Source organism: Methylobacterium brachiatum (assembly GCF_020523825.1).
Lineage (GTDB): Bacteria > Pseudomonadota > Alphaproteobacteria > Rhizobiales > Beijerinckiaceae > Methylobacterium > Methylobacterium brachiatum.
The window spans coordinates 195,327-217,864 of sequence record NZ_JAJALK010000004.1; the positions used below are offsets into that span (position 1 = coordinate 195,327).

20 protein-coding genes are annotated in these 22,538 nt (G+C 71.7%); 7 read left to right on the plus strand and 13 right to left on the minus strand.

Annotation, left to right across the window (positions count from 1 at the left end; genetic code table 11):
* Positions 1 to 33 precede the first annotated feature (33 nt).
* Complete coding sequence (locus LGR69_RS10990; RefSeq protein ID WP_230366034.1) at positions 34 to 1,314, minus strand: NAD(P)/FAD-dependent oxidoreductase; 1,281 nt, start codon at positions 1,312 to 1,314, stop codon at positions 34 to 36.
* Position 1,315: 1 nt separating this feature from the next.
* Entirely contained in the window at positions 1,316 to 1,561 is a 246-nt protein-coding gene (locus LGR69_RS10995; protein ID WP_091865309.1) for a ferredoxin, read from the minus strand.
* A gap of 284 nt (positions 1,562 to 1,845) precedes the next feature.
* On the opposite strand from LGR69_RS10995, the gene LGR69_RS11000 reads away from it, so the two are divergent.
* The gene (locus tag LGR69_RS11000; RefSeq protein WP_122159701.1) at positions 1,846 to 2,406 is read left to right on the plus strand and encodes a hypothetical protein; all 561 of its coding nucleotides are present in this window, start codon (positions 1,846 to 1,848) and stop codon (positions 2,404 to 2,406) included.
* A gap of 22 nt (positions 2,407 to 2,428) precedes the next feature.
* On the opposite strand, the gene LGR69_RS11005 is transcribed toward LGR69_RS11000, so the two are convergent.
* From LGR69_RS11005 to LGR69_RS11045, 9 genes are all read right to left on the minus strand, one after another.
* Positions 2,429 to 4,180, minus strand: a complete 1,752-nt coding sequence (locus LGR69_RS11005) for a class I adenylate-forming enzyme family protein (RefSeq protein WP_230366035.1) — start codon at positions 4,178 to 4,180, stop codon at positions 2,429 to 2,431.
* Entirely contained in the window at positions 4,177 to 4,947 is a 771-nt protein-coding gene (locus tag LGR69_RS11010; RefSeq protein WP_230366036.1) for an SDR family NAD(P)-dependent oxidoreductase, read from the minus strand. The genes LGR69_RS11005 and LGR69_RS11010 overlap by 4 nt, the downstream gene beginning before the upstream one ends.
* Positions 4,948 to 5,188: 241 nt before the next feature.
* Positions 5,189 to 5,971, minus strand: coding sequence for an SDR family NAD(P)-dependent oxidoreductase (locus LGR69_RS11015; protein WP_230366037.1), 783 nt, complete (start codon positions 5,969 to 5,971; stop codon positions 5,189 to 5,191).
* Position 5,972: 1 nt separating this feature from the next.
* Positions 5,973 to 7,031 carry a phosphotransferase family protein gene (locus LGR69_RS11020; RefSeq protein ID WP_230366038.1) on the minus strand — a complete coding sequence of 353 codons (1,059 nt, stop codon included), beginning with the start codon at positions 7,029 to 7,031 and terminating at the stop codon, positions 5,973 to 5,975.
* Positions 7,028 to 8,263 carry an acyl-CoA dehydrogenase family protein gene (locus LGR69_RS11025; protein WP_230366231.1) on the minus strand — a complete coding sequence of 412 codons (1,236 nt, stop codon included), beginning with the start codon at positions 8,261 to 8,263 and terminating at the stop codon, positions 7,028 to 7,030. The genes LGR69_RS11020 and LGR69_RS11025 overlap by 4 nt, the downstream gene beginning before the upstream one ends.
* A gap of 208 nt (positions 8,264 to 8,471) precedes the next feature.
* The gene (locus tag LGR69_RS11030) at positions 8,472 to 9,977 is read right to left on the minus strand and encodes an ATP-binding cassette domain-containing protein (RefSeq protein ID WP_230366039.1); all 1,506 of its coding nucleotides are present in this window, start codon (positions 9,975 to 9,977) and stop codon (positions 8,472 to 8,474) included.
* Complete coding sequence (locus LGR69_RS11035; RefSeq protein ID WP_230366040.1) at positions 9,974 to 10,894, minus strand: branched-chain amino acid ABC transporter permease; 921 nt, start codon at positions 10,892 to 10,894, stop codon at positions 9,974 to 9,976. The genes LGR69_RS11030 and LGR69_RS11035 overlap by 4 nt, the downstream gene beginning before the upstream one ends.
* Positions 10,895 to 11,105: 211 nt before the next feature.
* Positions 11,106 to 11,981 carry a branched-chain amino acid ABC transporter permease gene (locus tag LGR69_RS11040; protein WP_007560867.1) on the minus strand — a complete coding sequence of 292 codons (876 nt, stop codon included), beginning with the start codon at positions 11,979 to 11,981 and terminating at the stop codon, positions 11,106 to 11,108.
* A 19-nt stretch (positions 11,982 to 12,000) separates the two neighbouring features.
* Positions 12,001 to 13,260, minus strand: coding sequence for an ABC transporter substrate-binding protein (locus LGR69_RS11045; protein ID WP_230366041.1), 1,260 nt, complete (start codon positions 13,258 to 13,260; stop codon positions 12,001 to 12,003).
* A gap of 312 nt (positions 13,261 to 13,572) precedes the next feature.
* Here LGR69_RS11045 and LGR69_RS11050 point away from each other — a divergent pair, with 312 nt between their 5' ends.
* The 5 genes from LGR69_RS11050 (at position 13,573) to LGR69_RS11070 (ending at position 18,831) form a co-directional block, all read left to right on the plus strand.
* Positions 13,573 to 14,598 (plus strand): cyclase family protein, encoded by a 1,026-nt coding sequence (locus LGR69_RS11050; protein WP_230366042.1) that lies wholly within the window; start codon positions 13,573 to 13,575, stop codon positions 14,596 to 14,598.
* A 10-nt stretch (positions 14,599 to 14,608) separates the two neighbouring features.
* Positions 14,609 to 15,559, plus strand: a complete 951-nt coding sequence (locus LGR69_RS11055) for a 3-hydroxyacyl-CoA dehydrogenase family protein (protein WP_230366043.1) — start codon at positions 14,609 to 14,611, stop codon at positions 15,557 to 15,559.
* Positions 15,556 to 16,314, plus strand: a complete 759-nt coding sequence (locus LGR69_RS11060) for an SDR family NAD(P)-dependent oxidoreductase (protein ID WP_230366044.1) — start codon at positions 15,556 to 15,558, stop codon at positions 16,312 to 16,314. The genes LGR69_RS11055 and LGR69_RS11060 overlap by 4 nt, the downstream gene beginning before the upstream one ends.
* Positions 16,315 to 16,582: 268 nt before the next feature.
* Positions 16,583 to 17,467, plus strand: coding sequence for a beta-keto acid cleavage family enzyme (locus tag LGR69_RS11065; protein WP_230366045.1), 885 nt, complete (start codon positions 16,583 to 16,585; stop codon positions 17,465 to 17,467).
* Positions 17,468 to 17,601: 134 nt separating this feature from the next.
* Positions 17,602 to 18,831, plus strand: coding sequence for an ABC transporter substrate-binding protein (locus tag LGR69_RS11070; protein WP_007560858.1), 1,230 nt, complete (start codon positions 17,602 to 17,604; stop codon positions 18,829 to 18,831).
* A 16-nt stretch (positions 18,832 to 18,847) separates the two neighbouring features.
* Here LGR69_RS11070 and LGR69_RS11075 read toward each other — a convergent pair whose 3' ends face one another.
* Positions 18,848 to 19,717: an aldo/keto reductase family oxidoreductase gene (locus LGR69_RS11075; protein ID WP_230366046.1), complete on the minus strand. Its 870-nt coding sequence runs from the start codon at positions 19,715 to 19,717 to the stop codon at positions 18,848 to 18,850.
* 92 nt (positions 19,718 to 19,809) lie between these two features.
* Here LGR69_RS11075 and LGR69_RS11080 point away from each other — a divergent pair, with 92 nt between their 5' ends.
* A complete protein-coding gene (locus LGR69_RS11080; protein ID WP_230366047.1) occupies positions 19,810 to 20,739 on the plus strand; it encodes a LysR family transcriptional regulator in 930 nt (309 codons plus the stop codon).
* Here the strand turns inward: LGR69_RS11080 and LGR69_RS11085 are convergent.
* Entirely contained in the window at positions 20,714 to 22,480 is a 1,767-nt protein-coding gene (locus LGR69_RS11085; RefSeq protein ID WP_230366048.1) for a methanol/ethanol family PQQ-dependent dehydrogenase, read from the minus strand. The genes LGR69_RS11080 and LGR69_RS11085 overlap by 26 nt on opposite strands.
* Positions 22,481 to 22,538: the final 58 nt, after the last annotated feature.

Sequence of the window (22,538 nt, forward strand, 5' to 3'; positions counted from 1 at the left end):
GCGTCCCGAAACCGGGGCGAGACGCCGGGCGTGTCAGGCGAAACCCGGGGCGAGGATCGTGATCCCCCGCGCCGGGCGATCGGCCGCCGCCCCGTGGGGCGGGAACGGCGCGGCGGTGGCGACCAGTTCGGCATGGGCCGGAAGCCAGCGGGCGCTGTCGACCGATACCGCGGCGACGCAGCGGCCCTCGCGGCCGTAGACGGCCACGAAGCGGCCCGAGCCGGGCTCGCCCTGGGTGAAGGCCACGGCATCCGCCCCCGTGGTCAGCCCGGCGGATTTGACCACCACGTCGCCCTGCGTCGACCAGAAGGTCGGCAGCGCGCCGTAGGGAGCCTCCGGCTTCACCCCGGCCAGCAGCCGCCCGGCATGGATTCCCTGCGCGACGGCGTGGCTCCAATGCTCCAGCGCGGCGCGCCGGCCGCCATAGAGCGGATGGGGGAAGCGGGCCACGTCGCCGGCCGCGGCGATACGGAGATCGGGCTGCCCGTCGCGGTCGAGGACATAGCCCACCGCGTCGCAATCGACGCCGCCCGGATCGGCCGAGAGGCCGGACCCGTCGAGCCATTCGGTGTTGCGGAGGGCCCCGAGGGCGATCACCGCGACATCGGCCTCGATGCGGGTGCCGTCGGTCAGATGGGCGCGCACCAACCGGCCGTCCTCGCCCTCCAGCCACTCGACCTCGCTGCCGCAGCGCAGGTCGACGCCCCGGCCTTCGTGGATCGCCCCGATGAAGCCGCCCACCGCGCTGCCGAGGACGCGCGACAGCAGCGTCGGGCCGGATTCGACCAGGGTCGCCCGCAGCCCGAGTTGCCGGCACAGGCTGGCGACCTCGCAACCGATGAAGCCGCCGCCGATCACCAGGACTCGCCGGGGCCGAGCCGCCAGGGCGGCCCGCAGAGCCGCGGCGTCGTCCCGCCCGCGCAGGGTGAAAACGCCGGACAGCCGCCCCTCATGCGGGTTCGGCCAGGGCCTGGCGCGGGTGCCGGTGGCGATCAGCAGCCGATCGTAGGGCAGGGCGCGCCCGTCGGCGAGGTGCAGGGTGCGGGCGGCGCGGTCGAGGCGCGTCGCGGCGCTGCCGAGGATCCACGCCACATCCGCGCCGAGGCTGCTCGGCAGCGTGGTGGCATCCGCCGGTGTCTCCCCGGTGAGGACATGTTTCGAGAGCGGCGGGCGGTCGTAGGGGCGGTACGGCTCGTCGCCGACGATGGTCAGCGGGCCGGAGAACCCGGCCTCCCGCATCGCCTCGGCGCCGCGCAGGGCCGCGAGGCCCGCACCCGCCACGATCACGCGCTCGACAGTCGGTCCCGACGCCATCTCAGGCGCCCCGCTCCGGATCCTCGACCCGGATCGCCTGGACCGGGCAGGCGACGCGCGCCCGCTCGATATCGGCCCGGTCCCGGGCGGCCGGGGCGGGATCGTAGATCAGGGCCTCGTGTCCCTCGATGCGGAAGGAGCGCGGCGCCGCGTAGCAGCACTGGGCATAGGCCTGGCAGAGATTGAGATCGACGCACACCCGCAGGCCGGGTGACGAGCCGGAGGATGCATCAGCAGTTGTGGACATGGCGGTGCAACCGCGGCGGCGACGGCGGGGTTCCGCGAGGATTGCAGATCCCGCCGTCGCAGGGTCCCGCCAACCGTCTCGCCGAGAGTATCGGACGCATGATCGGGGATCCTCGGCGGCGCGGCAAGGGTCGTTCACGCGAATCCAGACCGATTCACCAATCTAAAATTGTCGTGGGGGATCATCGCCAGACCGGAGCGTCGGAATTCCCCTCCGTGACGGTTCGCTCTATTGTCGCGCCGCCCGCGGACCGATCCGAAGTCCCGCGATCTCAGGAGGGCACCATGCCGTACGGTGCACGACCGAGTCTCGCCGCCCTCATCCTGTCCCTCACGCTGGGCGTGACAGGGGCCTCGGCCGAGCCGGCCTCCGGCTGGACCGACCCGCCGGCCCGCAAGCCGGTTCCGGCCGTGAGCCCGGCCGAGACGCCGAAAGCCGCGTCGCCCGCATCGCCCCCTGCCGCCTCGACCCCGGCCGCCGCGGCCCCGTCCCGCAAGGCGGTCGCCGCGCGGCCTGCCCCGAAACGCGTCGTGACGCACCATCCCGCCCCGGCAGCCAAGCGCGTGGCCGCGACCCCGCACCGGCCGCGCGTCGCCGCAGCCCCCGTGCGGATCGTTCGCCCGCCCAGGATGGTCGCGGTCGCGCCGCCGCCCCCACCGCCGCCGGACGGCTATCCGCGCTACCGGGCCTACAATTACGGCCCGGGCTATGCCGACGAGCGGCTGGAGCGCCTGCGCGCCGCGGAGGCCGCGGGCTACCTGGTCGTGCGTCGCCGCACCGTGGAATTCCCGGACGGCCGGTCGCTGCGGGTCTACCGACCGGACGACGAGGGCGAGCCGTTCTGAGCCGGAGCGCCCGCCGCCGAAGTCAAAGATCGGGCGTCGAGGCGTCGGCGAACACCGCCCGCAGCGGCGCCCGCAGGATCTTGCCCGCCGGGTTGCGCGGCAGGAGCCCGTCCCAGACGACCACGCGCACCGGCACCTTGAAGGCCGCGAGCCGCTGCGCCGCGAAGGCCCGGATCTCCTCGGGCTCGGTCTGGGCGCCCTCGGCCAGGGCCACGATCGCGCCGGGCTCCTCGCCGAGTGTCGGGTGGGGTACCGGCAGCACCACCGCGTCGATCACGTCGGGGTGCGCGTAGAGGGCGTTCTCCACCTCGCAGCAATAGATGTTCTCGCCGCCGCGGATCAGCATGTCCTTGATCCGGTCGACGATGGTCAGGAACCCCTCGTCGTCGGCGTGGGCGAGGTCGCCCGTGCGCAGCCAGCCGTCGGCCAGCACCTCGGCGGTGGCCGCCGGGTCGTCCCAGTAGCCGCGGACCACGTTCGGGCCCTTCACGCAGAGCTCGCCGATGCTGCCGGGGGCTAAGTCCTGGCCCAGCGGATCGAGGATCCGCACCTCGCAGACCGGCAGGGGCGGGCCGCAAGAATCGGGATGCGCGCGGTAATCCTCGGCCTGGTGATGGGTGAAGGTCGCCGAGGTCTCGGTCATGCCCCAGCCGGTGGCGGGGACGGCCTTCGGGAAGGCCTCGCCCAGGGCGCGCACGAGGTCGCCCGCCGCCGGGGCGCCGCCATAGGTCACGGATTCGAGGCTCGGCAGCGGCCGGCGGGCCTCTTGGGCGGCGGTGGCGAGCTGCCAGGCGATGGTCGGCACGCCGCCGGCGCCGGTGCAGCCCTCCCGGTCGATCAGGTCGAGGGCCTCAAGGGCGTCCCAGCGATGCATCATCACCAGGCGATGGCCGCCATAGAGCGCCGCCCCGAGGCTCGCGTGGCAGCCGGTGACGTGGAACAGCGGGATCACCAGCAGCGAGGCCCGCTGCGGCGCGGACGGGTCGGGCCTCAGAAGCGCCTCGCCCCGGCGCAGGGCGCTGCGCGCGGCGGAATAGGGATAGGCCATCACCGTGGTCGCCGCCGCCCGGTGGGTGCCGACCGCGCCCTTGGGCCGGCCGGTGGTGCCCGAGGTGTAGAACAGGGTCGCGTCGTCCTCGGGGTCGAGGGCGATGTCGGGCGGCGACCGGTCGGGCAGGGCGGCCCAATCCGCCACCGGGCCGATCATTGCGGAGAGCGGCGTCGCCCGGTCGTCGGGCTCCATCCGCGTGACGAAAATCCGCTCCAGGGCCGGGCATTCGGCCCGATGGGGCGCGATGCGCTCGAACCGCGCGCCGTCGGCGATCAGCACCCGCGCGCCGGAATGCTGGAGCGCGTAAGCCAGTTCCGGCCCGGTCCACCAGGCGTTGAGCGGCGTCGCGATCGCCCCGGCCAGCAGGGCGCCGTAATAGCAGACCGGCCATTCCGGCAGGTTGCGCAGGGCGATCGCCACCCGGTCGCCCTTGCCGATCCCGGCCGCCACCAGGGCATGGGCCAGGGCGGTCGCGGCGCGGGCGAAGCCCGTGAAGGTGACGCGCTCGTCCCGGTAGACCACGAAGGTCTTGTCCCCATGCCCCTGGGCGATGCGGAACAGGTCGCGCAGGGTCGGCGGCGCGGTCGTCCAGATCCGGGTCGGCACGCCGCGGATCGGCACGGTGGCGATCGCGAACGGCGCGCCCGGGGCGGTGAGGCGCGCCTCCGCGTCGCGGAAGGAGAGGGCCGGCCAGCCGGCGGGGAGGTGGGGATCGGGGCTCATCGCGCGATGGTCACGCCGCCGTCGATGACCAGCGCCTGGCCGGTGACGAACCGGCCGGCCGGCGAGGCCAGGAACACGGCCGCGCCCGCGATCTCGTCGGGCTCGCCGATCCGGCGGAGCGGCGCGGCCTCCGTGGTGGCGGCCAGCATCTCGGGATCCTCCCACAGGGCCCGGGCGAAATCGGTGCGGATCAGCCCCGGGCACAGGCAGTTCACCCGGACATTGGCCGGGCCGTATTCCACCGCGTAGTTGCGCGCGAGCTGGAGGTCGGCGGCCTTGGAGACGTTGTAGGCGCCGATCACCGGCGAACCCTTCAGCGCGCCGATAGACGAGACGATCACGATCGCCCCGTCCCGCCGCGCAACCATGCCGGGGGCGACCATCTGGATCAGCCAGTGGTTCGACAGGACGTTGTTCTCCAGGATTTTTCTGAACTGTGCGTCCGAGATGCCGGCCAGTGGCCCGTAATACGGGTTGCTGGCGGCGTTGCAGACCAGCACGTCCACCGGCCCGAGCCGGGCCTCGGTCTCACCGACGAGATCCTCCAGCTCGGCCTTCACGGAGATGCTGGCCGGGATCGCCGCGGCGCGGCCCGGGCCGTGGGCGGCCTCGATCTCGGCCACCACCGCGTCGCAGGCCGCGCGCTTGCGCGATGAGATCACCACCCGGGCGCCATGCTCGGCCATCCGCAGGGCGATCGCCCGGCCGATCCCCCGGGACGAGCCGGTGATCAGCGCGACCTTGTCGGTCAGATCGAACAGGGACATGGGCCGGCTCTGCTCCGGACGGGGCGGCACGCGCCCGCCGCCCTCATTCCGCGGGCTATGATGCTCACGCACGAACCCTTGAAATCCGCGACGCGCCCCCTCTCCCGTGCGGGAGAGGGTTGGGGTGAGGGATCAGGTCTGTCCGGAAAGGTCGCATCCCTCACCCTGTCCCTCTCCCGCGCGGGAGAGGGGACCTGCGCTAGGCTCGGCCGGCGGTCCGATTGTCCGACGTCAGCCATCGTCACACCTCCGACCCCGCCAGCATCGACCGGCGCAGGCGCGCCATGCCGGCGAGCCAGCGTTCGGGGTCGTCGGCCCGGCGGCGGGCGTAATCCGCCACCTGCGGGTGCGGCAGGATCAGGAACCGGCCGGCGGACAGCCCGTCGAAGGCCGCCTCGGCCACGGAGTCGGGCGAGAGCACGCCGTCGCGGGCGGCTGCGCTGGCCGCGCCGAGCATGGCGGTCTCGACGCCCTGCGGGCACAGGGCGGCGATCTGGATGCCGTCCGCGGCATGCGCGATGGCGAGGTGTTCCAGGAAGGCGAGGGCGGCGTGCTTGGTGGCCGAATAGGTGGCGCTGCCGATCTGGCTCAGCAATCCGGCGGCCGAGACGGTGCCGAGGAAGGCGCCCCCGCCCCGGGCGAGCCAGAGCGGGACCAGGACCCGCGCCGCGTGGACATGGCCCATCACGTTCACCGACCAGGCGCGTTCCCAGCTCGCCGGATCGGCCGAGGTCGCAAGGGCGGGATCGGGATCGCGCTCGAGGATGCCGGCATTCGAGCAATACAGGGCGATCGGCCCGATCTCGGCCTCGATCCGGGCGAGGGTCCCGGCGACGGCCTCGGCATCCGCCACGTCCATTGGATAGGCCCGGCCGCCGAGGCGCGCGGCGACGGCCTCCGCCCCGACGCCGTCCCGGTCGAGGGCGACGACGATTGCGCCCCGCGCCTGCGCGGCCTCGGCGAGCGCCCGGCCGATGCCCCGTGCGGCTCCGGTGACGGCGACGACGCGGCCGGCGAGATCCATCTCAGGCCCCCGCCCGCTCGGCGAAGGCCCAGGCCGAGGCGGCGAGCGTCGGCACCCGCGCCGCCATGGCGGCGGCGTGCTCGCTCGCGGCGTTGCCGGCCTTGGCGCGGGCGGCCACGCCCTGGAGGATGCCGACCAGCCGGAACAGGTTGTAGGCGAAGTACCAGTCGAGCTCGGGCAGGTCCGCCCGGCCGGCGGCCCGGCAGTAGAGCGCCACCGCCTCGTCCCGGGTCGGGATGCCCAAAGCCGGCAGGTCGAGCCCGCCGAGCGCACTGCGGCCGTCCGCGGGCAGCGCCCAGTGCATCAGCAGGTAGCTGAAATCGGCGAGCGGATCGCCCAAAGTCGACAGTTCCCAGTCGAGCACCGCGCTGACGCCGCCGTCGGGCGAGAAGATCAGGTTGTCGAGGCGGTAATCGCCGTGGACGATGGCGGTGCCCTGCTGCTCGGGCACGGTCTTGGGCAGCCACGCGATCAGGTGCTCGACATCCTCCAGTCGGTCCTCCTCGGCGGCGCGGTACTGGCGGGTCCAGCGGTCGACCTGCCGGGCGAAGTAGTTGCCGGGCTTCCCGTAATCGGCGAGCCCGGCCGCCTCCGGGTCGATCGCGTGGAGCCGGGCCAGCGTGGCGATCATCATAGCGTAGTGCCGGTGCCGACCATGCGGGTCGAGGCCGGGCAGGGTGCCGTCCCAGTGCACGGTGCCGCCGACCGCCTCCATCACGTAGAAGGCCGCGCCGATGATGGTTTCGTCTTCGCAGAGCGCGAAGGGGCGGGGGACGGGAAATCCCTCGCCGTAGAGCGCGCCGATCACCCGGAACTCGCGTTCCACCGCGTGTGCGGAGGGCAGCAGCGGCCCGAACGGCTTGCGCCGGAGCACGTAGGCCTGGCCGGGCGTCTCCAGCCGGTAGGTCGGGTTCGACTGGCCGCCGCGGAACTGCTGCAGGTTAAGCGGCCCGGCATAGTCGCGGACATGTTCGGCGAGCCAGGCGGCCAGCCGGGCCTCGTCGATCCGATGGCGCGGCTCGACCGGCTTCACGCCGGAGAAGGCGTCGGGGCCGCTCATGTACCCTCCCGGGCATTGGTGTAGCGCCCAAATTCGAGCCGGGCGATGGAGCGGTTGTGCACCTCGTCCGGCCCGTCGGCCAGCCGCAGGGTGCGGATATGGGCGTACATCCTGGCCAGTCCGAAATCCTCGGACACGCCGGCGCCGCCATGGGCCTGGATCGCGTCGTCGATCACCTTGAGGGCGATCCGCGGGGCGGCGACCTTGATCATGGCGATCTCGAGCTTGGCGCCCTTGGCGCCGACCTTGTCCATCATGTCGGCGGCCTTCAGGCAGAGCAGCCGGGTCATCTCGATGTCGATCCGCGCCTCCGCGACCCGCTGCTCCCAGACCGATTGCTCGCTGATGCGCTTGCCGAAGGCGACCCGCGAGACGAGCCGGCGCGCCATGGCCTCCAGCGCCGTTTCGGCCACCCCGATGGTGCGCATGCAATGGTGGATGCGCCCCGGCCCGAGCCGTCCCTGCGCGATCTCGAAGCCGCGCCCCTCGCCGAGGATCAGGTTCTCGGCCGGGACGCGCACGTTCTTCAGCACCACCTCGCCGTGGCCCTTGGGCGCGTCCTCGTAGCCGAAGACCGGGAGCAGGCGCTCGACGCGCAGGCCCGGCGCATCCATCGGGACGAGGATCTGCGATTGCTGCCGGTGGCGGGGGGCGTCCGGATCGGTCTTGCCCATCAGGATCGCGATCCGGCAACGTGGATCGCCGACGCCGGTGGACCACCATTTGCGGCCCTCGATGACGTAATGCTCGCCGACCCGGCGGATCGCGGTCTCGATGTTGGTGGCGTCCGAGGAGGCGACGTCGGGCTCGGTCATCAGGAAGGCCGAGCGGATCGTCCCGTCCATCAGCGGTCGCAGCCACTGCTCCTTCTGGGCCGGGCTGCCGTAGCGGTGCAGCACCTCCATGTTGCCGGTATCCGGCGCGGCGCAGTTGAAGCATTCCGACGCGATCCCGACCTTGCCCATCTCCTCGGCGCAGAGCGCGTAATCGAGGTTGGTCAGGCCGGCGCCGCGGTATTCGTCCGTGTCATGCTCGGGGGAGGGCGGCAGGAACAGGTTCCACAGGCCCTCGCCGCGGGCCTTGTCCTTCAGCCGTTCCATTGTGGCCGAGGGCGCGCGGCTCGCCGCCCGCTCGGCCGCCACCGCGGCGGCGGCGGGCCGGATCGCATCGGCGATGAAGGTGCGGACCCGGGTCAGCCACTGCGTCTGGGACGGACAGAGGTCGAAATCCACGGCATCCGCTCCACTCTGGCCCAGCGCCGGATGCGCCGCCTCGATGACTTCGTCCGTCCCACCCAATCCCTCATCCTGAGGCGCCCGGCGATCGCCGGGCCTCGAAGGAGCCCTCCAGCCCGCTTGCGATCCCTGGAAGCCTCCTTCGAGGGCTACGCTGCGCTTCGCCACCTCAGGATGAGGGGATGGGCGGGAGGCACGGGATTGCTTACAAATACTTCGCCCCCATCTCGCCCGCGAAGCGGTCCGGCGGGCCTTCCCAGACGATGCGGGCCTGTTCCAGCACGTAGACCCGGTCGGCATGGGGAAGCGCGAAGGTGACGTTCTGCTCGCCGAGCAGGACGGTGATCGGCGTGGTCTGGCGCAGGCGTTCCAGGGCCTTCGACAGCAGCTCCAGGATCACCGGGGCGAGGCCGAGCGTCGGCTCGTCGAGGATCAGGAGGCGCGGGCGCATCATCAGGGCGCGGGCGATGGTCAGCATCTGCTGCTCGCCGCCGGACAGCGTGCGGGCGGTCTGGCCCTCGCGGGCCTTGAGGATCGGGAACAGCTCGTAGAGCCAGTCGCGCCGCTGCACGCTCTCGGCCTTGGTGACGTGCTGGCCGCCGAGATCCAGGTTCTCGCGCACGTTGAGATCGCCGAACAGCTCGCGGGTCTCCGGCACCTGGACGATGCCGGCCCGGGCGATCGCGGCGGGGCTCAAGCGCGCGAGATCCTGGCCGTCGAACCGGATGGTCCCGGTATGCTGGACCAGCCCCGAGATGGCGTTGAACAGGGTGGTCTTGCCGGCGCCGTTGAGCCCCACCACCGAGACGAACTCGCCCTCGTGGGCGTGGATCGCGGCGCTGCGCAGGGCCTGCGCCTTGCCGTAGAGCACGTCGACGCCCGCGACGGTGAGCAGCGAGTCGGGCTTGAACGCCGCCTCCGGGCGGGCCGCGGTCTCGATGCTGCCGCCGAGATAGACCCGGCGGACGGTCGGGTCGGCCATCACGGATTCGGCCGAGCCCTCGGCGATGCGCTCGCCGAGATACATGGCGAAGACCCGGTCCACGAGGGCCGCGACGCTCTTCACGTTGTGGTCGACGAGGAGCACCGCCTTGCCCTCGTCGCGAAAGCCGCGGATCAGCTCGGAGAAGGCCGCGACCTCGCCCCCGGTCAGGCCCGCGAACGGCTCGTCCACCAGCACCACCCGGGGATCGCGGGCGATCGCCTTGGCGAGTTCCAGGCGGCGCAGATCCGCGAAGGGCAGGGTGCCGGGCCGCCGGTCAACGACCGCGCCGAGGCCGACGCGCTCGGCGATCTCCCGCGCCCGCCGCGCCACGTGCGGGTCCGCGGCCAGCCGGATCAGGCTGTCGGGCAGGAGGGCGAGGCTGATATTCTCCAGCACGGTCTGCCGCTGGAGCGGGCGGGCGTGCTGGAACACCAGGCCGACGCCAGAACGAGCGACCCGGTGGGCCGGCAGCCCGCCGATCTCGGCGCCGTCGAGGCGGATCGAGCCGGCGGTGGGCCGCTCGAGCCCCATGATCAGCTTCATCACGGTGGACTTGCCCGAGCCGTTCGGCCCGATCAGGCCCAGGATCTCCCCGGGTCGCAGGTCGAGGTCGATGTCCTTGACCGCGACCAGGCCGCCGAACCGCTTGGTCAGGCCGCGCACGGTGAGGCAGGGTTCGGCGAGGGAGGCGGCGCGGGGCGGCGCGGGCCTGACGGCGACGGTCATCGCGCTCTCCGGACGGATGCGAGGCCGAGCAGCCCCGAAGGCACGAACAGGATGACCAGCAGGGCCACCGCCGAGACCACGAAGGTCGAGAGGGGCCCGAGCGGCCGCAGCAGCTCGCCCGCGGCGATCAGGAACACGGCCCCCAGGGCGGCGCCCACGATGGTCCGGCGTCCGCCGAGCACCGCCGCGATGATCACCTGGACGCCGACCGCGGTGTCGATCAGCGTGCCGACCGAGGCGGTGCCCATGTAGAAGACCACCAGACCGCCCGCGAGGCCCGAGAAGGCAGCGCTGACCGCAAAAGCCGCGAGCTTGTGCTTGGCGACGTTGAAGCCCAGCGCCCCGGTCACGATCGGGTCCTGGCCGGCGGCCTGGAGGATCAGCCCCGCGGGCGAGCGGGCGATGGCGGTGAGCACAAGCCCGGCAAAGGTCATGAAGCCGAGCGCGATCCAGTAATTCGTGTCGGCGTCGATGGAGATCACGTCCGGCACCGTGAGGCCGATCTCGCCGCCGGTGATCCCGGAGAACACCACGATCATGTTCTGCAGGAGCAGCACCGCGACCAGGGTGATGAGCCCGAAATACGGCCCCCGCACCTTCAGGGCCGGCAGCGCCAGGGCCAGGCCGCCGACCACCGCGAGCACGGTCCCGGCCGCCAGGCAGTAGGGGATCGGCACTTCGTAGCGGTTGTTGAGGATGCCGGCCCCGTAGGCCCCGAGCCCGATCAGGAAGGTCGGGCCGAAATTCACCTCGCCGGCGAAGCCGAACAGCAGGTCCCAGGCCATGGCGAAGACGCCGAAGTAATACGCGATGGTCAGGAGCCCGAGGATGTAGCCCGAGACCCACCAGGGCAGGAACGCGGCCAGGGCGAGCGCCAGCAGCGCGACCCAGAAGCCCGGGGTGGAGAGGAGCTTCATGGGGTCAGCCTCATCGGTGAAACGACCGACCTCACTCGGGACCGAGACCCGTCCCGCCCAAACCCCTCATCCTGAGGTGCCGCGCCAGCGGCCTCGAAGGAGACCTCCAGGGATCGCGCGCCCGGCTGGAGACCTCCTTCGAGGCCTGCGCTGCGCGCCTGCACCTCAGGATGCGGGCGCAGGCTGGGGGCCCGTGGGGTGGAAGAAACCATCACCGCCGCCCCAGCAGGCCCTGCGGGCGCAGGTACATCACGGCCACGAGCAGCAGCAGCGCCGGGATCACCCGGTAGGCCGGGGAGATCAGGTAGGCGGTGGCGGTCTCGAGATAGCCGACCACGTAGGCCGCGATCAGCGAGCCGGTGACGCTGCCCAAGCCCCCCAGCACCACGATCGAGAAGGCGCTCGCCGTGAGCGGGCCCACCGAATAGGACGAGACGCCCAGGAACATCCCGAGCAGCACACCGGCGATGCCGGCGAGCAGCCCGTAGATCGCCCAGACCGCGACGTAGATCCGGGACATGTCGTGGCCGAGCAGCGTGACCCCGCGGGGGTTCATGGAGGCGGCGAGGAGGACCTTGCCGGCGCGCGCCTTGTTCACGAACAGCCAGAGCAGGCCGATCACGATCCAGCAGATCACCGCGGTGAAGATCTCGTTCTTCGGCGTGCGCACCCCGGCGATCTCGATCACGCCCTCGACGATCGGCAGCACCGTCTTCGGGTTGTCGGTGAAGAAGTAGGCGACGAGCTCCTGGATCATGATCCCCCAGAGCAGGGTGCCGGTGAGCACGAAGATCTCTTTCTCCTCGCGCGGGATCGCGCGGCTGCGCTCGATCGGGGCGACGATCGCGAAGTAGGTCACCAGGGCGGCGGCCAGGCCGCACAGGATGCCGATGCCGGCGCCCGCGTAGGAGCCGAGGCCGAACTGGGACGAGGCCGCCCAGGCCGCGACCGCGGCCATCACCATCAGCGCGCCGTGCGAGAGGTTCAGCACGCCGGAGACGCCGAAGATCAGGGTGAAGCCCATCGCGCCGAGCGCGTAGAGCGCCGAGATCGCGAAGCCGTCGACGAGGATCTGAAGCCCGATCATCGCGCTCTCCCCGCCCGCATCACTGCACCGCCGGCTTGACCGCGGGCGGGAGGACCAGCTTGCCGTTGGCCACCTCCGTCGGCCAGATCGCGACCTGCTTGCCGCTCTGCCACTGGGCCAGCAGCCCGGTGACGAAGCCCCGCCCGTACCTGATCGAGTGGGTGAAGGTCTCGTCCTTGCCGTAGAACTGGATCCGCCCGACCGTGCCGAGCCAGTCGGTCTTCTCCAGGGCGTCGACCAGCTTGTCGGCTTCGGTGGAACCGGCGCGCTTCACCGCGTCCGCGGTGTAATGCATGGCGTCGTAGGCCATGTAGCCCGCGTAGGACGGGGCGCCGCCGAAGCGCTTGATGTAGGCGTCGGTGAAGGCGTTCGTCTTCTCGGTCATCGCCACGCCCGGCACCGCGATGGCGTCGAACAGCACGCCCTGCGTGCCGCCGTTGGTGTTGGCCCAGAAGCTCGAGGAGGTCGCCTGGCCGCTGATGCCGGTCATGGCGATCGGAACCTGCTGGTTCTGCCATTGCACGGTCGGCTGCACCCCGACATGGGCGATGCCGGTCACGATCAGGTCGGGCTTGGCCGCCTCGATCTTGTTGTAGATCGGGGTGAAGTCGCCCGTATCCGGCGAGAACCGGACATGCTCCACCACCTTCAGCCCGGCCTTGGGGAGGCATTCCTCGTAGGCCGCGTCCAGCGGGCGGGTCCAGGCCGCGTCCTCGCTCATGATCGCGGCGGACTTGGCCTTGAGCAGCCCGACCAGCGCCTCCTTGGCCGAGTCGCAGACCGACTGCGCCAGGGCGTGCGAGGTCAGGTAGCCGTGGAAGGTGTAGCGGTTGCGCGCGTAGTCCTTGTGGACCGCGACGCTGATCTCGTTGGAGGCCGCCCCGGGCGTGATCATCGGGGTCTTGAGCCGGGCCGACCACGGCATCAGGGCCAGCACGACCTCGGAGATGTAGCTGGCGATGACGAGGTTGACCTTGTCCTCGCTGACCGCCCGCTGGAAGGCGCGGACCGCGTCGGAGGCGGAACTCTTGTCGTCGTAGGTCACGACCTGGATCTGGCGCCCGTCGATGCCGCCCTGGGCGTTGATCTCGTCGGCGGCGAGCTGGACCGCCTTCGGAATCGCGGACCCGGCCACCGACTGCGCCTCGGCGATCACCCCGATCTTGATCGGGTCGGCGGCGCGGGCCTGCCCGGTGAGCATCAATCCCGCCGCGAGCAGCGCGGGCAGCGTGCGCCGAATCGGGGCACGCCGAGCGACGACGCGCACGGTCTCGGACATCGGCGATTCCTCATCCCAGGTGCCCGAATTTTTTATTCGCGGGCTTGGGATGAACTGTATCCGCGCCAAAGCAGAGCACAAGACCTGCGTCGGGATCGGCCGGTGACGTTTCGGCCCAGTCGTTTTCCGCCCGGGGTATCGACTCGCTGCGCGCCGGCCTAGGCTCGGGGTGGCGCCGCGAAACGCGGGCCCGACAGCCTCGAAGAAGGGCGACGGACAGGTGAGGAACGCACGCTCGGCCGCGGCCGGGGTTCGCCCCGGACCGCGGCCCCGGATTCCGGCGACGCGCCTGCTGCCGCGGGGAACGCGCGCATGAGCCTGCGCTGGACCCGGCGCCCCGAGGGCTCGACCTGGGGGGATTTCGGTCCCGACGACGAGCGCGGGCGGCTGAACCTCCTGACCCCCGAGAAGGTCCGCCAGGGCGTCGCCGAGGTGCGCGAGGGCCTGACCTTCTGCCTCAGCCTGCCTCTCGACCTGCCGGGCGGCAACGTCCTCAATCCGCGCCGGCACCCGCCGCAGATCACCCCGACCCGGCGGGCCGACGGCCGCCCGAACATGAACTTCCCGGTCTGCGAGGAGGTCGACGGCGCCACCGACGTGATCTGCGACGACCGCGCCCTGATCCACCTGCAATACTCGACGCAGTGGGACTCGTTCGCCCATGTCGGCTCGCTGTTCGATGCCGACGGCGCGGGCGCCGCGCCGACCTTCTACAACGGCTTTCGCGGCGGCCGGGACATCGTCGGGCCGAGCACCCCCGAGGCCGCCGACCAGCCCTCCCGGGCGAAAAAGCTCGGGATCGAGCGGCTGGCCGAGGTCGGCATGCAGGGCCGCGCCGTGATGATCGACCTGCGCGCCCATCTCGGCGACGCCAAGGCCAAGGTCGGCTACGACCAGCTCGCCGGCATCATCGCGGCCGACGCGGTCGTGATCGAGCCCGGCGACATGGTCTGCCTGCATACCGGCTTCGCCGAGCGGCTGATCGCCATGGGCGGGGCGCCCGATCCGAAGCAGGTCCACAACCTCTGCGCCGGGCTCGACGGCCGGGACCCGCGGCTCCTCGACTGGATCACTCGCTCGGGCCTCTGCGCGCTGATCGCCGACAACTACGCCGTCGAGGCCTATCCAGCCGGGATAGGGCCGGCCTGCTGCGCGACCCTGCCGCTCCACGAGCACTGCCTGTTCAAGCTCGGGGTCAATCTCGGCGAGCTGTGGCACCTGACGCCGCTCGCCGACTGGCTGCGCGCCCATGGGCGCAACCGCTTCCTGCTCACCGCGCCGCCGCTCCGCCTGCCGGGCGCGGTCGGCTCGCCGGTGACGCCGGTCGCGACGGTGTGAGGGAGACACCATGACGGAAATCGCGATCGTCGGCGGCGGCCTGATGGGCCACGGCATCGCCCTGGTTCTGGCGCTCCACGGGCATGCCGTGCGGATCACCGACACGGATGCGCAGACCCGCGCCCGGGTGCCGGCGCTCATGGAATCGGCTCTGGCGACCCTGCAGGAGGCGGGCGCCGCCCCGGACGGCTGGGATTCCGCGCGGCTCGCCCAGGCCGTCCGGGTCGAGGCGGAACTCGGACCGGCGGTGGCGGGGGCCGACTTGGTCATCGAGGCGATCACCGAGAACCCGGAGGCCAAGCGGGCCCTGTTCGCCGCGCTCGACCGGCTCTGCCCGGCCGACACGATCCTGGCCAGCAACACCAGCTATCTCGACGTCTTCCCGCTGATCCCGCAGGCCCGGCAGGCGCGGGCGCTGGTGATGCACTGGTACACGCCGCCCTACATCGTCGACCTCGTCGACGTGGTCCTGGGCCCCGGCACGGATCCGGCGGTGATCGCGGCGATGCGCGACCTCGTGCTCGGCCTCGGGCAGGTGCCGATCGTGCTCAAGCGCTTCATCCCCGGCTACGTCGCCAACCGGATCCAGTCGGCGATCAGCGCCGAGGTGTTCCGGCTGCTGGACGAGGGCATCGCCGCGCCGCGCGACATCGACGACGCGATCATCCACGGGCTGAGCTTACGCATCCCGATCCTCGGCCACCTCGCCAAGGCCGACTTCACCGGGCTGGAGCTGACCCAGCGCGCCCTGGCGAATGCCAGCTACGCGCCGCCCCCGTCGCGGACCCGGTCGGAGACCCTGGACGCGCTCTGCGCTGAGGGCCGGACCGGGGTGATGGCCGGCCGGGGCTATTTCGACTGGGGCGGGCGCGAGCCGGAGGAGCTGTTCCGCGAGCGCGACCGCAAGCTCCTGGCGCTCAAGCGGGCGATGGCCGGGATCGGCCGGATGGAGGGCACATGATCGGCGCGGACCTGTCCGGACGGCGCATCCTCGTCACCGGCGCCTCCTCGGGCATCGGGCTGGCCACGGTGACGCTGTTCGCCCGCAACGGCGCCAGCGTGGCCCTGAACCACCTGCCCGACGATCCCCGCGGCCCCGCGGAGGCCGAACGTCTCGCCGCCGAAGGCCTGGCCGTGATGGCGTTGCCCGGGGACGTGTCCCGGCCCGGCGAGGCCGAGGCGATGGTGGCGGCCGGGATCGCGGCGCTCGGCGGCCTCGACGTGCTGGTCAACAATGCCGGGACCTCCGGCACCACCGCGCCCATCGCCTTCGAGGATCTCGACGCGATGACCGAGGATTTTTGGGCCACGATCCTGGCGACGAACCTGATCGGCCCGTACCGGTGCGCCAGAGCCGCAGCGGCCAGTCTGAAAGAAAGCCGCGGGACGATCGTCAACACCGCCTCCGTGGCCGGGCTCGGGCGGCGGGGCTCCTCGATCGCCTATTCGGCCAGCAAGGCCGGGCTGATCAACCTGACCCGCAGCCTCGCCCGGGCGCTGGCCCCGGAGGTGCGCGTCAACGCGGTCGCCCCGGGCCTCGTCGCCACCCCCTGGACCGAGCCCTGGCCGGAAGCCCGCAAGGCCGCCACCGTGCAGCACACGATGCTGCGCCGCATGGCCCAGCCCGAGGATATCGCCGAGACGATTTTTTTCCTTGCTGCAGGGGCCGCCTACATCACCGGCGAGACCATCACGGTGGATGGCGGGGCGATGTAGCGGGGCTCAGGCTCCTGCGGGGAGCGACGTCTATCGAGGTTTGGAGCGCGATCGCTCTCGAAGGCCGCGCGGTGCTCCCTCTCCCGCACGGGAGAGGGGACCCGTGCCCCTCACGGGCAACAGCAAGGCCCTATCCAACGACGGAAGCGCGCATATCCGGCAGCCCTTGCGAGAGGGCAAAAGCGCAGCGGTTCAAAGGCTTGACGCAGAACCTGATGGGTCAGCCCAGCTTCCCGCGGGCGGCACCGTCAGGATCAGGGAGACAACCATGTCCCGGACGACCGTCATCACCTGCGCCCTCACGGGCTCGTTCGACACGCCGCGCAAGAACCCGGCGGTGCCGGTGAGCCCGAAGGCCATCGCGCAATCGGCCCTGGAGGCCGCTGCCGCGGGCGCCGCGGTGGTCCACATCCATGTCCGCGATCCCGAGACCGCCGCGCCCAGCATGGAGCTCGCCCATTACCGCGAGGTGGTCGAGCGGATCCGCGAGTGGAACGAGTCCGTGATCCTCAACCTCACCACCGGGGCCGGGGGCCGGTTCGTGCCCGGCGATCCCGACCCGTCGGTGGCGGGCCCCGGCACCACCTTCGTGTCGCCCGAGACCCGGACCCGACACGTCGCGGCGCTGCGTCCCGAGATCTGCACCCTCGACATCGCCACAATGAATTTCGGCGAGCACCTGTTCCTCAACACCCCCGCCCACCTGCGGGCCATGGCGGCGCAGATCCGCGAGGCCGGGGTCAAGCCGGAGATCGAGGTGTTCGACCTCGGCCAGATCGAGCTGGCCCGGCACCTGATCACCGAGGGGCACCTGGCGCGGCCGCCCCTGTTCCAGATCTGCCTCGGCATCCCCTGGGGCGCCCCCGCGACCCCGGAGGCGCTGGTGGCGATGCGCGCCCGGCTGCCCGAGGATGCGATCTGGTCGGCCTTCGGCATCGGCCGTGAGGAATTCCCGATCCTGGCGGTGGCCGCCGGCATGGGCGGCAATGTCCGGGTCGGGCTGGAGGACAACCTGTACCTGGCCCGGGGCGTGCTCGCGCCCAGCAACGCCGCCCTGGTGGAAAAGGCCGTCAGCCTGCTGGCCCATCTCGACCGCGAGCCGGCCACGCCCGACGAGGCGCGGGCGATCTTCGGGCTGGCGCCGCACGGGTGAGGGGAGGCCCTGACGGATCGCCCGCATCCTCACATCCGCCCGTATCGGCGTCGGGAGCGGCCGGATAAGCTGTATTGGGACGCCATGCGAGCGACGAACAACGTCGCCGCCTACAAAAAAACAGGGAGTGAGACATGACGGTCCGCCACCGTGTCGCGGCACTGACGGGGCTTCTCTGCGCGCTCGGGGCGGGGACGGCCCTGGCGGCCGACCTCGTGCCGGTGAAGATCGGCGTGCTGAACGACCGCTCCGGCGTCTATTTCGACTCCACCGGCGAGGGCGCGGTGGTCGCCGCCCGCATGGCGGTCGAGGATTTCAAGCCGGAGTCGCACGGGCTGAAGGTCGAGGTGGTCGCCGCCGACCACCAGAACAAGCCCGATGTCGGCGCCTCGATCACCCGGCAATGGTACGACCGCGACGGCGTCGACGCGGTGTTCGACGTGCCGACCTCCTCGGTGGCGCTCGCGGTGGCGCAGATCACCAAGGAGAAGAACAAGGCGTTCGTGAATTCCGGCGGCGGCACCGCAGACCTGACCGGCCCGGCCTGCACCCCGAACACCGTGCACTGGACCTACGACACCGCGGCGCTCGCCAACGGCACCGGCAAGGCGATGCTCAAGCGCGGCGGCAAGACCTGGTACTTCATCACCGCCGACTACGCCTTCGGCCTCGCCTTGGAGCGCGACACCAAGGCGGTCGTCGAGAAGAACGGCGGCACGGTCGTGGGCGGCGTGCGCACCCCCTTCCCGAACCCGGATTTCTCCTCGTTCCTCCTCCAGGCGCAGGCCTCCGGCGCGCAGGTGATCGGCCTGGCCGATGCCGGCCTCGACGCGGCCAACGCGATCAAGCAGGCGCACGAATTCGGCATTCGCCAGGGCGGCCAGAAGCTCGCGGCGCTTCTGATCGCCATCACCGACATCCATTCCCTGGGCCTCGAAGTCGCCCAGGGACTCGAATTCACCGCCTCGTTCTACTGGGACCTCAACGACGGCACCCGCGCCTTCTCGGACAGGTTCGGCGCGCGCATGTCCGGCCGGAAGCCAACCTCGTACCAGGCCGGCGTCTACGCCAGCACGCTGCATTACCTGAAGGCCGTGGCAGCCCTGCACTCGGCCAAGGACGGCGCCGCCGTGGTCGCCAAGATGAAGGCGCTGCCCACCGACGATCCCCTGTTCGGGACGGGTACGATCCGGCCGGACGGGCGCAAGATCCACCCGATGTACCTGTTCGAGGCCAAGGCACCCTCCGAGTCGAAGGGCGAATGGGACCTCTACAAGGTGCTGGAGACGATCCCCGCCGAGCAGGCGTTTCGGCCGATGGGCGAGGGCGGCTGCCCGATGGTGGCCGGCCTGTCGGCCAAGTAGCCGCCCACGGACCCGGTCAGGCCGCCCCGATCCCGTCCAGGGTGGCCATCGCGTCGTCGGGCAGCGTCAGCTCGGCCGCCGCGAGGTTCTCGCGCAGGTGGCCGAGGGAGGACGTGCCCGGGATCAGCAGGATGTTGGGCGCCCGGCGCAGCAGCCAGGCGAGCGCCACCCGCATCGGCGTCGCCCCGAGCTCGGCGGCGACCGCCGACAGGGCGGTAGATTGCAGCGGGCTGAAGCCGCCGAGCGGGAAGAACGGCACGTAGGCGGTCCCGGAAGCGGCCAGTTCATCGATCAGGGCATCGTCGCCCCGATGCGCCAGGTTGTACTGGTTCTGCACGCAGACGATCTCGGTGATGCGCCGGCCCTCGGCGACCTGCTGCCGGGTGGCGTTGCTCAGCCCGATCCGCCGGATCAGGCCCTGGCGCTGCAGATCCGCCAGCACCGAGAGCGGCGACTCGATCGCGCCTTCGGCGGGGCCGTGGACGTCGAACATCAGGCGCAGGTTGACCACGTCGAGGACATCCACGCCGAGATGGCGCAGGTTGTCGTGGACGGCCTGCGTCAGCTCCTCGGCCGAGAAGGCCGGGTTCCACGAGGCGTCGGGCCCACGCTTGGCGCCGACCTTGGTCACGATCACCAGATCGTCGGGATAGGGGTGGAGCGCCTCGCGGATGATCTGGTTGGTCACGTGCGGCCCGTAGAAGTCGCTGGTGTCGATGTGGTCGACGCCCGCGGCCACCGCCGCGCGCAGCACCGCGACCGCGGCCGCCCGGTCCTTGGGCGGCCCGTAAACGCCGGGGCCGGCGAGCTGCATGGCCCCGTATCCGAGGCGCTTCACCCTGCGGTCGCCGAGCGAAACGGTCCCGGCCTGCGCGATGTCGGTCATGGCGAATCTCCTGTTGCCGCCCCGGATGTAGACGGCCCGGACTGCGCGGATTAGCCGTGACGATCGGCACGGGCCGTGCGGGACTTCGAACAATGGCGATGGACCTGGCGGATCTGACGGCCTTCGTGACGGTGGCGCGGGCCGGGGGCTTTCGCGAGGGCGCCCGGGCCGGGGGTGGGAGCGCGTCGAGCCTCAGCGAGGCGGTGCGCCGGCTGGAGACGCGCCTCGGCGTGCGCCTCCTGAACCGCACCACCCGCAGCGTCGCGCCGACCGAGGCCGGGGCCCGCCTGCTCGAACGGCTCGGCCCGGCCCTCGGCGAGGTCGAGGCCGCCCTCGACGTGGTGAACGGGTTCCGCGACCGGCCGGCCGGGACGCTCCGGCTCAACGTGCCGCTGAGCGCGGCGCGCCTCGTCCTCCCGGCGATCGTGCCGCCGTTCCTGGCCGCCTATCCCGAGATCCGGCTCGAACTGGTCGTCGAGGACGGCTTCGTCGACATGCTGGCGGCGGGGTGCGACGCGGGCATCCGCTACGACGAGCGGCTGGAGCAGGACATGATCGCCGTGCCGATCGGCCCGCGGCGGCAGCGTTTCGCCACCGCGGCCGCCCCGTCCTATCTCGATCGGCGCGGGCGCCCGGACCATCCGCGCGACCTCCTGGCCCATGCGTGCCTGCTGGGCCGGTTCCCGAGCGGCAGCCTGACGGCGCCGTGGGAGTTCGAGCGCGAAGGCGAGATCGTCCGCGTGGATCCGTCCGGCCCGCTGATCGTGCGCGTCGGCGCCAGCGACCTCACGATCGCGGCGGCGGTCGCGGGGACCGGGATCATCCATCTCTTCGAAGACTGGCTGCGCCCGCAGATCGAGAGCGGCGCCCTGGAGCCCGTGCTCGAACCCTGGTGGCAGGTCTTTTCGGGCCCGTTCCTCTACTTCCCCGGCCGCCGGCACCTGCCGGCGCCGCTGCGGGCCTTCGTGGATTTCATCGCCGCGCGGACGCCCGGCCTCACTCTGGCAGCGCGAACACCGTGAGTTGGCCGCCGGGCGCCGTGTATTGCGACAGGGCCGCGTAGCCGCCGACTGCGCCCGAGCCGTCGGCCGGGTCGGTCAGCCCGGCGGCCAGCCCGATGCCGGCCCAGCCGCCGATCCCGGAGAGCACCGCCACGTATTGCCGACCGTCATGCTGATAGGTGGTGACGTTGCCGACGATGCCGGACGGGGTCTTGAAGCGGTAGAGCTCGTGGCCGTCCCGGGCGTCGACCGCCTTCAGGTAACCTTCGAGCGTGCCGTAGAAGACGACGTTGCCGGCGGTGGCGAGCGCCCCGGACCAGACCGAGAACGGTTCCGGGATCGTCCAGGCGATCTGTCCCCTGGCCCCGTCCCAGGCGATGAACGCGCCGGTCCGGTCGGAGCCCTCGGGCGGATGCAGGGTCAGGGTCGCGCCGACATAGGGCTGACCCGGCGTGTAGCTCACCCGGAACGCCTCGTAATCCATGCACATGTGGTTGGTCGGCACGTAGAACAGCCGCGTCACCGGCGAGTAGGCGGCCGGCTGCTGGTTCTTGGCGCCGAGCGCCCCGGGGCAGATGTTCTTGGTGACCTCTTCCTCGTCGGCCTCGCCCGGCGCGTAGCGCGTGTCGAGGACGGGTCGGCCGTAGCCCGGAGAGGCGCGGTCCAGGTCGATCCGGCGCGCCCAGTTCACGCTGGGATCGAATTTTTCGGCCACCAGCACCTCGCCCGTGGCACGGTCGAGGGTGTAGCCGAAGCCGTTGCGGTCGAAATGGGTCAGCACCCGGCGCGGGCGCCCGTCGATCACCTGCTCGGTCAGGATCATCTCGTTGACGCCGTCATAGTCCCACTGGTCGTGGGGGGTCATCTGGTAGACCCAGCGCGCCATCCCGGTATCGGGATCGCGGGCGATGATCGCCATCGTCCAGCGGTTGTCCCCCGGGCGCTGGGCCGGGTTCCAGGTCGCCGGGTTGCCGGTGCCGTAATAGACGAGGTTCAGATCCGGGTCGTAGGAGAACCAGCCCCAGCTGCAGCCGCCGCCGATCCGCCACTGGTCGCCCTCCCAGCTCTTGAGCGAGGAATCCCGGCCGATCGGGCGCCCGAGTTCGGTGGTTTTCTCCGGGTCGACCAGCATGTCGGCATCCGGCCCGGTGGCGTAGGCGCGCCAGAGACGCTGGCCGCTCGCCTGGTCGTAGGCCGTGACGTGGCAGCGGGCGCCGTACTCGCCTCCGGCAATGCCGACGATGAGCTTGCCGTGCACCGGCAGGACCGTGGCGGTGTTGGTCTCGCCCTTGGCCGGGTCGCCGTTCCGCACAGACCACAGGACCCGGCCGGTCTCGGGATCCAGGGCGACCACGGTGGTGTCGGCCAGTTGCAGGAACAGCCGCCCCTCCGCGTAGGCCAGCCCGCGGGAGACCGTGTCACAGCACATGACCGCGATCACGCCCACATCCTGGCGCGGGGCGTAGCGCCAGAGGATCTTGCCGTCGTGGTCGAGGTCGAGGGCGTAGACCAGGTTCGGGAACGGGGTGTGCACGAACATCCGATGCCCGACGACGATCGGGGCACCCTCGTGGCCGCGCAGCACGCCGGTCGAGAAGGTCCAGGCGACCTTGAGGCGCGAGACGTTGCCGGCATCGATCTGGGCCAGATCGGAGTAGCGGGTGTTGGCGTAATCCAGCGTCTGGAGGACCGGCGGCTCTTGCGCGGAGGCCACGCCGAGGAGGCCGGCGAGCGTCAGGGCCGCCAGGATCAAGACGCGCATGCTCGGACTCCACCTGCCGCCGCCCGGCGCGGCGGCGCCGGCCTCATACACGACCGTC